The 14,395-nt window shown below is 41.6% G+C and carries 12 protein-coding genes; 6 read left to right on the top strand and 6 right to left on the bottom strand.

What is annotated here, in order from left to right; all coding sequences use genetic code 11:
• The 3 genes from ACE5CV_RS13470 to ACE5CV_RS13480 form a co-directional block, all read left to right on the top strand.
• Positions 1–927 (top strand): ATP-binding protein (locus ACE5CV_RS13470; RefSeq protein WP_374950703.1); only part of this gene is annotated, 927 nt, incomplete at its 5' end.
• A gap of 2 nt (positions 928–929) precedes the next feature.
• Positions 930–2,654, top strand: coding sequence for an AAA family ATPase (locus tag ACE5CV_RS13475; RefSeq protein ID WP_374950704.1), 1,725 nt, complete (start codon positions 930–932; stop codon positions 2,652–2,654).
• Between the two features lie 77 nt (positions 2,655–2,731).
• Positions 2,732–3,574, top strand: coding sequence for a hypothetical protein (locus ACE5CV_RS13480; RefSeq protein ID WP_374950705.1), 843 nt, complete (start codon positions 2,732–2,734; stop codon positions 3,572–3,574).
• A 3-nt stretch (positions 3,575–3,577) separates the two neighbouring features.
• On the opposite strand, the gene ACE5CV_RS13485 is transcribed toward ACE5CV_RS13480, so the two are convergent.
• Positions 3,578–4,390 (bottom strand): endonuclease domain-containing protein, encoded by an 813-nt coding sequence (locus ACE5CV_RS13485; protein ID WP_374950706.1) that lies wholly within the window; start codon positions 4,388–4,390, stop codon positions 3,578–3,580.
• A gap of 500 nt (positions 4,391–4,890) precedes the next feature.
• Between ACE5CV_RS13485 and ACE5CV_RS13490 the strand changes: the two genes are divergently transcribed.
• Positions 4,891–7,788: a DUF3696 domain-containing protein gene (locus ACE5CV_RS13490; protein WP_374950707.1), complete on the top strand. Its 2,898-nt coding sequence runs from the start codon at positions 4,891–4,893 to the stop codon at positions 7,786–7,788.
• Between the two features lie 314 nt (positions 7,789–8,102).
• Here ACE5CV_RS13490 and ACE5CV_RS13495 read toward each other — a convergent pair whose 3' ends face one another.
• Positions 8,103–8,327, bottom strand: coding sequence for a hypothetical protein (locus ACE5CV_RS13495; protein WP_374950708.1), 225 nt, complete (start codon positions 8,325–8,327; stop codon positions 8,103–8,105).
• Between the two features lie 44 nt (positions 8,328–8,371).
• Positions 8,372–9,595, bottom strand: a complete 1,224-nt coding sequence (locus ACE5CV_RS13500; RefSeq protein ID WP_374950709.1) for a rhomboid family intramembrane serine protease — start codon at positions 9,593–9,595, stop codon at positions 8,372–8,374.
• 130 nt (positions 9,596–9,725) lie between these two features.
• Here ACE5CV_RS13500 and ACE5CV_RS13505 point away from each other — a divergent pair, with 130 nt between their 5' ends.
• Positions 9,726–10,403, top strand: a complete 678-nt coding sequence (locus tag ACE5CV_RS13505; protein ID WP_374950710.1) for a GDSL-type esterase/lipase family protein — start codon at positions 9,726–9,728, stop codon at positions 10,401–10,403.
• Here ACE5CV_RS13505 and ACE5CV_RS13510 read toward each other — a convergent pair whose 3' ends face one another.
• The gene (locus tag ACE5CV_RS13510; protein ID WP_374950711.1) at positions 10,404–10,577 is read right to left on the bottom strand and encodes a hypothetical protein; all 174 of its coding nucleotides are present in this window, start codon (positions 10,575–10,577) and stop codon (positions 10,404–10,406) included. It abuts the gene before it with no gap.
• Positions 10,578–10,816: 239 nt separating this feature from the next.
• Between ACE5CV_RS13510 and ACE5CV_RS13515 the strand changes: the two genes are divergently transcribed.
• On the top strand, positions 10,817–12,349 hold the full coding sequence (locus tag ACE5CV_RS13515) for a DEAD/DEAH box helicase (RefSeq protein ID WP_374950712.1): 1,533 nt from the start codon (positions 10,817–10,819) through the stop codon (positions 12,347–12,349).
• 1 nt (position 12,350) lies between these two features.
• Here ACE5CV_RS13515 and ACE5CV_RS13520 read toward each other — a convergent pair whose 3' ends face one another.
• Both ACE5CV_RS13520 and xylA read right to left on the bottom strand, forming a co-directional pair.
• Positions 12,351–12,692, bottom strand: a complete 342-nt coding sequence (locus ACE5CV_RS13520) for a HopJ type III effector protein (protein WP_374950713.1) — start codon at positions 12,690–12,692, stop codon at positions 12,351–12,353.
• 244 nt (positions 12,693–12,936) lie between these two features.
• Positions 12,937–14,265: a xylose isomerase gene (gene xylA / locus ACE5CV_RS13525; protein ID WP_374950714.1), complete on the bottom strand. Its 1,329-nt coding sequence runs from the start codon at positions 14,263–14,265 to the stop codon at positions 12,937–12,939.
• Between the last annotated feature and the right edge of the window lie 130 nt (positions 14,266–14,395).

The raw sequence follows: 14,395 nt of genomic DNA on the forward strand, positions 1-14,395 counted from the left end.
AAACTTTGTGTGGTAGATATCTCGCAAATGCGCGGACAGAACGGACTCATCCTATCGGGTATTATCTTACAGCAGATCTTTGAGCATAACCAAAATGAGTTCACTAAAGCAGAGCCGAATAGTATACCGACCATTGCGGTAATTGAAGAGGCACAATCCGTCCTGGGCAGTTCTGGCGGTGCAGAAGGGCCTTATGTGGCCTGGGTAAAGGAAGGACGAAAGTTCGGGTTGGGTGCCGTCTTGATCACGCAACAACCGGGCAGTATTTCCGATGAGATCCTAAGTCAAGGCGACAACTGGTTTATTTTTCACCTGTTGTCAGCGGTCGATCTAAACGCGCTTCGTAAAGCAAACGCGCATTTTAGTAATGATTTGCTGAGTTCTTTACTAAATGAACCTATACCTGGTAACGGTATATTTTGGAGCAGTTCGGGCGGAAAACCCTATCATTTATCCGTAAGAGTATTGAGTTTTGAAGCGATATATCAGGTACGCGACAAAGACTATAACGCAGCCGCATTAAACACCTATGCAGCTGGCTTAAAAAATAAGTTTGCGAAAGAATTGCAAAACGTGCGAAAGAATGTGGGAACCGTCGAAATGGAGATCAATGACGAAGAAGGGAACCGGCCAGAGCTAAGTCAAGAGAATGTACTGGAAATGTATTTCAAAAACGCTTCGGCAAAAGTCTATGCTGATGAAAAATTGATCAAACAAATTGAGGCTGGAGAGTGCAGTTGGATAACTATTCAAAAAAAGATAGCAGAGCATTTGCCGGATGATCTTCAGGGTAAGGATGACCTGGCCTATAACTGGATGCCTCGCCTGATGAATGAAAAATTCGGTCTAAACAAATGGACAACTGTAAGGCGTCCACAAAAAACTGATGCCAACAAAACACTTTTATATTTGGTGATGCAACCCTGATCATGCAAGTCGAAACGATTCATAATGAGGTGTACGAGCTGCTGGTAAAACATTGGCAGAACGATCCTAGTTTTCATTTTACATTTCGTCGAAGCAATCGGGATGGTAAATTGGAAGATGGGTACTGGTTCTACGGTAACGAAAGTTACCTAGCCGTTTCTTTTTGGACAGGAATGGACTGGAAGAACAAATCTCCAAATATCATTTTTGTTATCGAGTTTCTTACGGGCGAGAGTTACCTGGAGATAAATACTTCTGATTCTGATCAGAAGCGGCGGTTTATTAACAACTATCTGTTGAATGAACTTCAGTTGGAAATCAGCGGCAAACGCTTTCGTAAAAAATACCAAGGCGGCTATTTGGAATCATTAGCAACTTTTATCCGTACGGACAAAATTGCGATCGATGAGATCATTTCAAAACATGGAGCCGATTTTTTCAAAGATGACAAAACCAGTATCGGCTTCATTTCGACGACCGAGTTTGAGGAACAAAAATCAAAGGTCGATAGTTACAGAGTTCAGCAGACCAACGCCTATATCGATAGTGAAGCGCCGGCCACTATCAAACTCCAGAGCATCGAAATAATTGATTTCGGCCCAATCAAGCATTTGCAGATAACAGATATCCCTTTCTCCTCCCAATGGATATTTTTTACCGGGGAGAACGGTACCGGTAAGTCATCTATATTAAGAGCCATTGCAGCCGCGATCTGCGGTATTGATGTGAGTTTAAAGGGCATAGACAACGCGGCACCGAAAGTGGATCTAAAATTGTTTTTTGAAAACGGCGAGGTCACCTGGATCGAGCACCCGCCTTCTAACGCTGTGCAGAATTATCCGCTCGCCTATGGATTTGCGGCTTATGGCCAATCACGGTTACGGACCAATCACCTTAAAAACCGGCCACAGTCGCCCTTACCGAATACGAATGTTGACGATCTGACCGCCTCTTTATTTGATGACGAGACCTATTTGATCGATCTGCAGAATCAGTTCGAGCGTTGGCGCAGCGACCCGGCCAGCAAAGCGTTGTTCGATAAGCGCAAATATTTCATCACAGAGATACTGACCGATATTTTGCCGAACCTGCACCGCATCGACTTTAGCGATCAGCTCAATGACCAGGCCGGCACCACCTATATCGAGCAAGATAACGACGGCCAGGAATTACCAGGTGTTACGTTTGATAAGCTGGCTTCGGGGCTTAAGAGCATGATCGCTATGATCGGCGATATCCTGGTCCGCCTTTATATGCAGCAACCCGAGATCAGCGATCCTTCGGAATTCACAGGCATTGTACTGATCGATGAGATCGATATCCATCTCCATCCCAAGCTACAGAAGAATATCGTGATCCAATTGACCAGGACATTTCCTAAGATCCAGTTCATCGCGTCAACGCATAGCCCTATTCCGCTTTTGGGAGTTCCCAGGAACAGTCAGCTGTTCAAGGTAGCGCGCATCCGCGATGAGGGGGTCAGGGTAACACGCCTTGACGAGCGTTTACATTTAGGGGACCTGTTGCCCAATACCATTTTGACTTCCCCGATCTTTGGTCTTGAGGACATCATTCCCGAAAGCCACGAGGATAAGAAATTGGTAAGGACCGAGACCACTTATTCAGAATTGGAATTCAATGATCAGGTCAAGGCCCGGATCGCTGCCTATCTCTCTGATGAAAAAGAACAGGAACTGATCCGATTATTTAAACAGCGCGGCCAATGAGATATGTGATCAAGCGGGATGAAGACAAAACGGTGCGGCTGGCCTCCGAAGCTACCCTCGCAGCTTTAACGCTGATCGTGGATACGCGTGATTTAACGCTGATCTCAGATGCCGTGTACCGGGACACTTATAACACTCCCGACGGCCGGCGTTCCCGTGTAGAAGATCAGCTGTCGATCGCCTATCAATATAAATGCGCTTATTGCGAACGGCTTACCAAAGCAGATATCGAACATTACCGGCCTAAAAAGGGCATAGCCGAGGAAGCGGGCCATCTAGGGTATTACTGGTTATGCTATGAATGGAGTAATCTGATACCTTCCTGTATCACCTGTAACCGCGAAGGCGCTAAACACAATCAATTTCCCATTCTTGGGCCAAGGGTACCTGGGCCCAGTTTTTCACCTGATGGTCAGCTGGACCTGGCGCTTTGCAGGGCACATACCGCGCCGCTGCTGGAAGAAATGCCTTACCTGCTTCATCCAGAGATCGACCATCCGGAGGATTTTTTTGCGTTTGTCCTGGATCCCAACGGCCAAGGGATCAGGATCACGGGAATTGACGAGCAGCAAAGAGGTCAGCGCACAATAGAGATCTGTTTGCTGAACCGCCTGGAATTGCGGCTGGATCGCGCGGAATGTGTGATCAGTCATTTTAAAGACGGTGTTTGCGGATTATTCGTACAACTTCAGGCTGGCGAGATCGATCAGCTGCAATTTAAAGCACAATTACTGCAATGCATCCACTTGTTGCATATACTCACCCTGCGGGAAGAAAAAACGCATACTTATCTGCGCAAATATATCGTTCGGACGGCTGAAAATTTTCGGGACATTGTGATCCCCTATATAGATCCCCTGGCAGCGGATATTGTATCGGAGGCTTTTTTGCTGTATCAGGAAAGAGGCGTTTTGGGTTAATTATTAGATGATCTCCGGGTTGATCGCTTGTAAAAGATCAAAAAGTTCGCTGGCCACCCGACTGGGGTCCTCATTGATTTCGCTACCGGAAAAACGGATGACGCGGTAGCCATTCAATTGCAATTGCCGGTCCCTCGCCCGGTCGCTCACAAAGCTTTCTTTTGACGAATGCCAGGCAAAACCATCACATTCGATAACGATCTTGACGCTTTCATCACCGGGTACCCATATCAGTAGGTCGCAGCGGATCGATCGGCTATTCACCTTGATTCCGGGTAGACCGGCCTGCATCATGGCATGAACACCATTCCATTCAAAATTGGCGATCAGGTGCTGATGGATGCTGACCTCGGTCACATCCTCGGCGGTCATTTGTCCTTTTTCGACCTTTTCGTTTAAAGCCAGGTCGAAGCGCGCTAATTCCTGATCACCTGTTGCTTCCCGGTAGCTATCTATCCAGCGCATGATCGCCAGATGTTTTTCCCGGTAAGCAGCGATCGTCGCTTCGGCATTCTCTGAAGCGCCCCAGAAATGCAGACAGGGGACCTGACTTCTGATGAACAGCAATTGCAGGGACGCAAAAAAGATCTTCTCTATCGGTGATCCACCATGCTGATAAATATGTTCGATATTCGACCTGACCACGCCTGGCAGGAACAGTTGATAAAAACCGCTGTATCTCAGTTCGCTGCCGTCATCCGTCGATCTCACTTCATCGATCGACCGTTTAAGGAAATATTCGGTGACGTCGCTGCAGCCCTCAAATGTTTCTAATTGGCTGGTAAGGCTACGGAGATCTGCGGAATAAGGTTTCATAACTCAAAAATAAGAGCGGAATTCTTAACAACGGATTTTTTTTCTCATCTTTTTTTGTAAAAATCAATAACATCCTCGCTTTACTGTCAAGTTACCATTCGATCTGGATACCGCGAAACAATTAAAGGCTCACCTGCCGACAGTAGTAAAAGGCGGATATAACCTTGATGTTTTGTTATAACTTAACAAGGCATTTCGATGGGTTAAAACATCACTAGGTAGCTCATTTGGCACCAATAATCTTACAGTTCGAACAGGAAAAAGATTTGACGAATTTTTTACTGGATTATAGATTGTATGTTGCCAATTTATCTGAACCTGTTGGTAAACTACTGGTTGTTTTTATTGATAATTAAAAACATGAATTACAATCCCTCACTGTCTTTCTCGAGGACGGAATGTCCTTTTTTCTGCGGGTTGTTCTCGATTATATTTTCTGACAACTATTTTTCATCCATAAATAATTGTATATATTAAACGTAAATATAATAAGCTACAAAATGCCAAATTTAAAAGGATTGGGGTTACAGAACTTTAGAACCTTCAGTACAAAGGAAAATCTCAAATTTGCACCTATTACTTTAATTACGGGAACCAATAATGCAGGAAAAAGTTCTGTTTTCAAAGCAATACAGTTCTTGGTTAATAATTACGAAAATGGAATCGTTTCGGAAACCTTAGATTTTAAGAGCATGAGGCATGAGCTTGGAAATCTTGAAAGGATCTTCAACCGTGGAGTAATGTCAACGTTCAAAACTCCAGAAACAACAAAACTCAGTTCAATGTATTCACGGCTTGCTGATCTTAGTAAGGAAGCTGGCAATGATCCCAGTAAGTTGCCAATTTTTGAAGATGACGAAGATCTGGTTTTTGCTTTTCCAATAACCTTGGGAAGCGGTAGGGAGATCGCAGCGTCCTTTGAGATAAGATATGATCTTAATCGTATCATCAGCAAGACCACACCTGTTGAAAAAAGGGTTTCACACGATATCAAAAGTATTGCTGTTGTAAAAGACGGTAAGTATTTACATTGGTCCAATTTAATAGGCTATACGCAAAGTGATGAGGACGGACCGTATTGGGATTTGCAAACAAGCATTGATCTGCATAACATTATCCAACTTCTCTTAGAGGCACCTTTCATTAAAAATGAAGAGGAGTTTGAACCTAATGAAAAAACTGAAGAATACTTTACTGTTGACCTTTTTGAAAGGATTAAAAAGTTTAACGGGATTGGTTTTGACTTGCCATTTTTCAATAATAAAATAGACGCATACGGAGATTTTATCAGTAAACTGAGCGTAGGAAAATATTTGTTCTCCGATTATTCAAATGTAGAGGCGGAGGAAAAATTAAAGCTTTCGGCAATTGAAGAAAGTGTCACGACCAAATTACTTCTTGGCAAAAGTAACAGCCATAGCGAAGTTTTAGATAGCTTTAAAGATAGCTTCTCTGGCATCTTTGGCGGAATGGACCGGGATATAGTTCGCGCCGAATTCCGAGAAGAGTTGTCTGAAAAGACATCAAATTCAAGCGAAGAAAAAAACATCAGAGACATTTTTAAAGAACCTAAGCTTCAAACAACACCTAACAGCCAAATTTTCGTAACACTGTTAAAAGCGATAGAAAAGGATTTTTTGGATGCTGTTGGGAAGACGTTTTATAGCTTAAAAAACATCTATTTTCTACCAACTACAAGGGGCAGAAACAGAGAATGGTTTATAGATGAACAAAATAGCGAGGACATTCAGATCGCAAGGGACTTTACTGCCATCAATATAGAACATCATAAGCAAATTCAGAATTTTGTGAACTTCTGGATAGGAAAAGGCGAGATCGATGAAGAAGGTCACAAGAAACAAAAAGGATTCAAGATCGGAAAGGAACTTTATGTATTCAGAGATGAGACCATTGGTTTAACTAAAATCTTCCTGGTTAATTTTGATGGTTCAAAAACACCACTTATTGATTTGGGATATGGCGTATCACAATTGCTCCCAATCATCATGAAAATTGCAATCGTGGCTCATAAGCAGCAGAGGGCATATGAGTACAATCATAATGAACCGGAGGGCTATTTTGAAACTGCAATATATTTTAGCCCTTCGACCCTCCTGATAGAAGAACCGGAAGCAAATCTTCATCCGTCTTTACAAGCAAAAATAGCAGAGTTGTTGATTGACGCAGCCTCAAGATTCAACATCCAATTTCTTTTAGAAACTCATAGTGAATATCTGATCTACAAATTTCAGGAATATGTAGGTAAGAAAATAGTCTCCCCCGATGATATTAAAATGTATTATTTCAATCATCCCAATGATGTTGAAGTGGGTTTGAAAGATAAATATGTTAATGAAGTTAAGATAGATGATGATGGTAGCATCGAATATGACAAATATTTTGGTCAAGGTTTTTTTGATGAACAGACCAATTTAAAACTTAGTTTATTGAATATACAGCGAGATCGTTTCGTTGAAGATTATGAGTCGATAAAAGAGCAATTAATTAAGTCGGGCGAAACCCTTAAAGACTATGATAATAAAATTGATGAGCTTAATAGCCAATTATCAACTGCAACTTCTGGAAAAGAAGAGCTGGAGAAGCAGCTTATTGATACTAAAAAACAGAAAGAGGAAAAAGAATCAGACCTTCAAATACTTATAGATGAGCAAATACGTAAGATTGATGAATATACAGCTAAAGCGGACTATTCCACTTATGAAAGTGAAATTCAATCTATTATCGACCCCAATAAAATAGACCCTTCAAAAACGCTTCGATACCTATCAACCGGTAAATTTCTTCTAAAAACGTTAGGAAGTTCAGCTGACTTCGCACCTGTTGTCATTCAATATGGTCGGGCGTTAGAATTTCAGATGATTAAATGGATAAATGGTTTTAAAGCTTTCCTAAGCCCGTCAGACAAAATTACCTTTAGTTCGGACGTAAATTATAGGGACAAATTAATCTACATCTTTAACAATTTGAGTATAGCAAGGCCTGGCAGTACCACCATAGGCTTTGATATTGGGGGGATCAATGAAAAGAAAATTGATTTTTATCATTTAAAGACCTTTACAAACAACAGTGATACAACTTATAAATTTGGAAATTTGACCCAGATATTTGAATTGTTTTACTACATCTCTCAAGCAAGGAACCCTACTTATAATTACAATTCTGTTCCATTAATGGTAGCTTTTGCAGATTACCTGAAGACAATTTGGAGAGATTATAGTTCAGCTGAAATATTGTTTGACACCTGTCGATACATATTAGACTTAAGAAACTGTGCCGGACATACCTATAATGACGCTATCTGTACAAATGATGTTATTGACAAAAGAACGGCTGAGGATTACGTGGCCAAAGTTGAAGCGTTATTTAGTTGTTTGTAGCACGCAATCAGACAACATTTATATGAATGTTTCATAAATAATAATCGAAAATGAATTCCTCAAAATCTTTTTTTCTTAGTATTTTTGATAAGCATTGACAGCAAATAAAAGGCCAGCACTGCGAAATAGTTCCTTAGAAGTTTCAGAAAATGCCCTAAATCACACCCTCGTCTATATGGTGTAATTAAAGTATTTGATAACCAATAATTTAGAGCGTTGCGGATGCATCCTGCCATCCCGACAACAAGCGATACCAATCGATTTAAAAACCTCTTCAATCAGTTGGAGAGGTTTTTTGTTTTCTAATGTTTTAATTACTCCTTTTCCGCCTCATGTTCCTTCAACTCTTTAAGCATGGCTGCGATCTTTTGGTTGCCTGCCAGAATAGCCGGGCGATATTTGTAGGTCCGCTCATCTATCGTTTTATAAATAAGATTGTAGACTTCAATTCGCGTGCGGCAATAGGCAATGAGTTGTGCATTACGATGATGAAAACGGTAAGGGATATTCAATTTATCTGCCTGGTTTAATAAGCTCACGTTATCCTCCCAATATGGCACCCCTTGATATTTAACTTCGTATGCTACGCGATTTTTCGTCGGCGGGCGGTATCTAATAAAATGTTCAGTGCCTTTACTTCATTAGCGGCGAACTTTTTCATTGCTGTATCGTAAAGGCCCAAATCATTAGGGATACGCTGCAGGGTAAAACATGTCCCTGCTAATACTATGCATAATAAAATAAGAACCGATCTGTTTTCCGAATCAGTTGATCGTTCGTCATCAGGCACTCTTAAAGCCGGTATAAATGTGTAGCCAATTATTACACCGCTGATTAAACCACCTATATGGGCGGCATTGTCAATACCGCTTTTAAGCCCGTTGAGGAGGTTAAAAATAACAAATATACTTATGCTGATTAACAACGGCTTACGAGCCGACTTTTCGATCACGTTTGTTGTCAGCATGGCTAAAAATACACCATACATACCAAATATGGCGCCTGACGCCCCGGCGCTTATAGTGAGGTCATGCCAGGTTAAACTGGTTGTGCCGGAAATTATACCTGTAAGCAGGTAGGCGGTTATAAAACGTTTAGTGCCCAGGTAAGGTTCCAGCAAAATGCCGATATAAAGCAGGGCGTACATATTAAGCAACAGGTGTATTATCCCGATGTGCAAAAAACAGCTAAATAATACGCGCCACCATTGCCCATTTAGCGTAACAGGCCTAAAGTTAGCGCCCCAGGAAATCAAACTTTGATTATCTGGCTGTATAAAATTTACCCCACTGATCACCATTAACACAAACAGCAGGAGATTGATATCTAAAATAATCGGCGTAACATAAAACCCTTTTACCGGTATAAAAAAACCAAGAAAATTTTTGATTTTTTGAGTAGCGGTTAATGGCGGCAAGAGCAAAATATCATCTTCTGCAGGCAGGAAAGTTTCCTGTAGCTGTTGATACTCTGTGTTTAAATCATCAGCTGACAGCGACAATTTAAGCTCGTTAAACATTGCTTCAAATGCCGCAACGAATTTTTTATTCCTCCCGAGATCAAATATCTCATTGCCTGTTGATGAGCTTTTAACAAACGCGACGTTATCAGTAATCTTAATCTCGATATCTGCATTTGTTTTAAACAATCCACGATCTGTAAATGCTAGCAGACCGTTTGCGCTGGCGTAATCAAGCCGCCAGTTAAGATTACGAATCACCAGGCTAGCAATTGCTAAAAATTGTTGGGAAGTTAAATCACTAAGTGGATATTCCGCAGTATGTTTTGGCGTAAAACCGAAAGCCATAGATAATAGTTAGGTACTGCTATAAAAATATAAAAGCAATATTAAATATCAGTTAATTCACGGCATTTTTTTAGGTGGTTCAAAACGAAAATCATTATCCCGGCGTTTGATTGTTATTGATTTGAAAGATATGAGAAACATCATTTTGTTGTTAGCATTGTTATTAGGCGGTTTAAACGCTTCTGCTCAGGATTGGCCAAACATTAAACGCTATCAGGATGCAAATGCAGCCTTACCGGCTTCAACAAGATCAGTTAAGCGTGTAGTTTACATGGGCGATTCCATTACCGACTTTTGGATTAGCAACGATTCGACTTTCTTTGCAGCTAACCATTTCATAGACCGCGGCATTAGCGGGCAAACCACAGAGCAAATGCTGCTACGATTTCGCGAAGACGTGATAAACCTAAATCCTTCGGCAGTGGTAATACTTGCTGGTATAAATGATATAGCAGAAAACAACGGGCCCTCAAAATTGGAGGATGTGGCAGGTAATATATTTTCAATGGCCGAATTGGCCAGGGCCAACAACATAAAGGTTGTGCTTTCATCTGTATTGCCTGCAGCTGCGTTCCCGTGGCGACCGGCAATCAATCCGGTTGAAAAAATTAAGGCCTTGAATGAGATGATCAAGACCTATGCGAACAAACACAATATCACTTACCTGGATTATTTTACCGCCATGGCAGATGATAAACGTGGGCTTCCGGCCGCACTTTCTGCTGATGGTGTGCATCCTAATCTTCAGGGGTACAAAATTATAAAGCCTCTTGCGTTGCAGGCAGTTGCCAAAATGCTAGCCAAATAATTAGTTATCTAAAGATTTTTGAGTTTGATTTTCGTTCTGCTCTAACTCATCCACATCTCTAGCAATCACATCATCGGGGCCGGTTACAGATTCGTTCGACATACTTTCCGCCGCATCAATATCTGCTTGTAAATTGTTGTCATTGTCTGGCTTATTGATATTTCGACTTTCCATATTAGTTTTTTGTTTTTAGCTGCAATAGCCATACCAAACAAGAATAACTTCATAGCATTAAAGTCAAAAACATCAACTGACGATAGACAGACAAACAAATCGAAAATAAAGACCCCGAAGAGTGCCTGTATAATTTAGGATGAAAACCTCTTTACACACAGAGGTGTAGCTATTTGACGATGCGCACTTGAGTTTTAATTTAATTAATTACCTAACAATAGCGACGGCAAATGGTTGATATGATACGCTATCTTCAAAAGCAGCGTGAATTTATGGAATACAATCTATACGACTACCAGGAAAACGACCTGAACAATATATTTAGCAAACTTGAAAATGCACCTGCAAATTATCGGCTGCTGTACCAGCTACCGACAGGTGGAGGCAAAACACGTGTGTTTTCTGCCATAGCCGATAGGTTTTTAAAAACGTTTGGTAAAAAAGTAATTGTGCTTACGCATAGGTTAGAATTGTGTACTCAAACATCGGCAACGCTTAAAAAGCTGGGTGTAAACAATAAAATAATTAACAGTACGGTAAAACGGATTACGCGCGGGGAAAACCAAAATTGTTACGTGGCAATGGTTGAAACGTTGAAGAACCGCATAAGGGATGGACTTATCCGTACAGAAGATATCGGTTTGGTGATCATTGACGAGGCCCACCATAACTCGTTTCAAAAACTGCTTGGCAAATTTGCCAATGCAATAGTAATTGGTGTTACCGCCACGCCGCTAAGCTCTGACGTTAGTTTACCAATGCGGAAGTTTTATAGCGAGCTTATTACCGGGCAAAATATTGCCGACCTGATTAGCAGTGGATTTTTAGCCCGGCCTACCAACTGGCGTTATGATGTGGAATTGAACACGCTTAAAACAGGCATTCATGGCGATTTTACAGTAAGCACCTCTGATGAGCTATACTCCTCTCCTGCTATGCTTGAGCTGTTAATGCACGCTTATGAATCGCACTCTAAAAACAAGAAGACCCTCATTTTTAATAATGGGATTTTCACATCAAGAAACGTTTACCAACTCTTTATGGATGCCGGCTACCAGGTGCGGCACCTGGACAACCAAACACCGCCGGCCGAAAGATCAGAAATCCTTAAATGGTTTAAAAACACCAGGGGAGCCATTCTCAGTTCCGTTTCCATCCTTACTACCGGTTTCGACGAACCCACAGTGCAAACCGTTATACTCAATAGAGCAACAACCTCCCTTACCCTGTACCATCAAATGATTGGCCGCGGGTCGAGAAGGTTACCCCAAAAGAAAATGTTTGCTATAATTGACCTGGGTAATAATACCGACAGATTTGGCGAATGGAACAAACCGGTTGACTGGCAAATGGTATTTGAGCGCCCGGAAGCGTTTTATGAGGCAATGCATACTTTATCTGCACATGAAAGCCATTTGATACCTTCTGAGATGCGAGCTAAATTCCCAAACAGTCTTCACATTTCGTTTGATGTTCAGCAAGCTTACCAGGATGCCTTGGATCAGCAGCTAAAATCAAAAGTGGTGATTCAGGATTCCATTAAGCAGCATGCCAAAATGGTGCTGGAAAACAGCGACAATAGCGACGAAGCCCAATTGCTGATACAAGAACTGGAGAAAGAAATATCATGGCGGGTTAAACAATATGGGAAATGCCTTGGGCGCGTAACAAAAAACTACACCGATTGGCTGTTTGATGATTACAAAAGCAAACTTTCTGTTTTGGTACAAAAAGTTATGCAGCGCCGTATGTTACAAAAGCAGGCCGTTTAAGCTATTTAAGTGTAAGCGCCGTACCTTTAAAAGCGATACCATCCCAGCCGTGCTGCATAAATTGCCTGATGTTTTGATGGTCGGTACCATCTGGACTAGCCAATACTGCCTGGTAATGTTCGGCAAATAACTGCAAGGTCTCCACACGGCCCAGGTTATTTAATTGGGCAAAGGCAAACACCTTGGCGCTACCCTGGTTTTGATTACCCTCATTTTCCAACTCGCCATTTTTAAAAGCAGTTGGTTGGTGATGATAGTATTTTTCTATAAATTCAATTACCTCTTTAAAGGTGATTGAGTTTTCCTTCAGGCCGTTTAACAGTGTCTCCAGTTCCTGTTCCATTGCAGATAATTTTTTCGAAAATAAAAATAATACTCAGCTGCCAAAAGCTTATTCCATTTAAGGTGTCAGGTCTCCAAAAGAATGCAGTTACACCGCCTCTATTTTAACATTCAGCAGATAATTTTCAATCCAACAGCCGCTTAACTTAACACCTTTACAGCACTTTCAATGTTGTCCGGTAATAAGTTACTTTTTTAACTGGTCGAAACCTGTTATTTACTGATTAGCGGCGATAGACTACGTGTTATATAAATCTGTTTATTAAATTTTCAAGATACTCCTGCTTGCCGCTTATAACCGCAGGTTCGCCATTTGATGCTGCGTAGTTGCGTAAATCTTCCAATGATAGTTTACCGTCTTCAAAATCCTTACCCGCACCACTGTCAAAGCTTGTGTAACGGTCTGTTCTAATCTTTTTATAGTCCGATTTACTTAATATATTATCAGCAATAACTAAGGCCCTCGCAAAAATATCCATTCCACCGACATGGGCGTAGCACAAATCAGCAGGGTCTGTAGAGTTACGACGGATCTTTGCATCAAAATTAATACCGCCGCCCGCGAAACCGCCGGCCTGCAAAATAATAAGCATATACTCCGTTACTTCATTTATATCGTTCGGAAATTGATCGGTATCCCAACCATTTTGATAGTCTCCCCTGTTAGCATCAATAGATCCTAATAACCCCGCATCGGCGGCAACCTGCAGCTCGTGCTGAAAGGTGTGCCCGGCAAGCGTAGCATGATTCACTTCCAGATTCAGTTTAAAGTCGCCAAGCAGGTCATACTTTTGCAGAAACCCTAATACCGTGGCTGCATCATAATCATACTGATGTTTAGTTGGTTCGCAAGGTTTGGGCTCTATAAAAAAAGTACCTTTAAACCCCTGTTTACGTGCATAATCTTTAGCAGTATGTAAAAACTTGGCCAAATGCTCCTGCTCCCGCTTCATGTTGGTGTTCAACAAGGTCATATAACCTTCGCGGCCACCCCAAAAAACATAATTTTCACCGTCAAGGGCGATTGTAGCATCCATTGCAGCTTTAACCTGCGCACCGGCATGTGCTAGTACACCAAAATCGGGGTTGGTAGACGCGCCGTTCATATAACGCGTGTGGCTAAATACATTAGCCGTGCCCCATAAAAGCTTTACACCGCTGGCAGCTTGTTTTTGTTTGGCATATTCAACCATGGTTTGCAACCTGCGCTCGTTGTCGGCTACATCATTGGTGTAATCAACCACATCAATATCATGGAAGCAATAATACGGCAGGTTAAGTTTGGTAATGAATTCAAAAGCTGCATCCATCTTATCCTTAGCCCGTTCTATCGCATCTGCCTTTACATCCCAGGGGAACAAATGCGTGCCACCACCAAAAGGATCGGCACCGGTGCCGTTAAAAGAATGCCAGTAAGCGCAGGCAAAGCGCAGGTGGTCTTTCATGGTTTTGCCGGCAACAACCTTATTAGCATCATACCAGCGAAAAGCCAAAGGGTTATCCGACTCCAGCCCTTCGTATTTTACCTGTCCGATATTTTTAAAAAATTCTTTTTCTCCGGTGATGACTGACATAAAAGTTGATTTATAGATTTATAATTTTACTATTGTGATCCCATTGGTCCTAATATAACAACGATGATGTAAGACACCTGTTTTAGTTACGACGAACGGCAGAATCTGTTTGTAATTGGATAGCCCAATA

Source organism: Mucilaginibacter sp. (assembly GCF_964263795.1).
GTDB lineage: Bacteria > Bacteroidota > Bacteroidia > Sphingobacteriales > Sphingobacteriaceae > Mucilaginibacter.

Bases quoted from the DNA above. Each gene is read 5' to 3' on its own strand.
- ACE5CV_RS13510 (WP_374950711.1), bottom strand. From the start codon at position 10,577: ATGGAAAGTCGAAATATCAATAAGCCAGACAATGACAACAATTTACAA.
- ACE5CV_RS13520 (WP_374950713.1), bottom strand. From the start codon at position 12,692: ATGGAACAGGAACTGGAGACACTGTTAAACGGCCTGAAGGAAAACTCA.
- ACE5CV_RS13485 (WP_374950706.1), bottom strand. From the start codon at position 4,390: ATGAAACCTTATTCCGCAGATCTCCGTAGCCTTACCAGCCAATTAGAA.
- ACE5CV_RS13505 (WP_374950710.1), top strand. From the start codon at position 9,726: ATGAGAAACATCATTTTGTTGTTAGCATTGTTATTAGGCGGTTTAAAC.
- ACE5CV_RS13500 (WP_374950709.1), bottom strand. From the start codon at position 9,595: ATGGCTTTCGGTTTTACGCCAAAACATACTGCGGAATATCCACTTAGT.
- xylA (WP_374950714.1), bottom strand. From the start codon at position 14,265: ATGTCAGTCATCACCGGAGAAAAAGAATTTTTTAAAAATATCGGACAG.
- ACE5CV_RS13475 (WP_374950704.1), top strand. From the start codon at position 930: ATGCAAGTCGAAACGATTCATAATGAGGTGTACGAGCTGCTGGTAAAA.
- ACE5CV_RS13490 (WP_374950707.1), top strand. From the start codon at position 4,891: ATGCCAAATTTAAAAGGATTGGGGTTACAGAACTTTAGAACCTTCAGT.
- ACE5CV_RS13515 (WP_374950712.1), top strand. From the start codon at position 10,817: ATGATACGCTATCTTCAAAAGCAGCGTGAATTTATGGAATACAATCTA.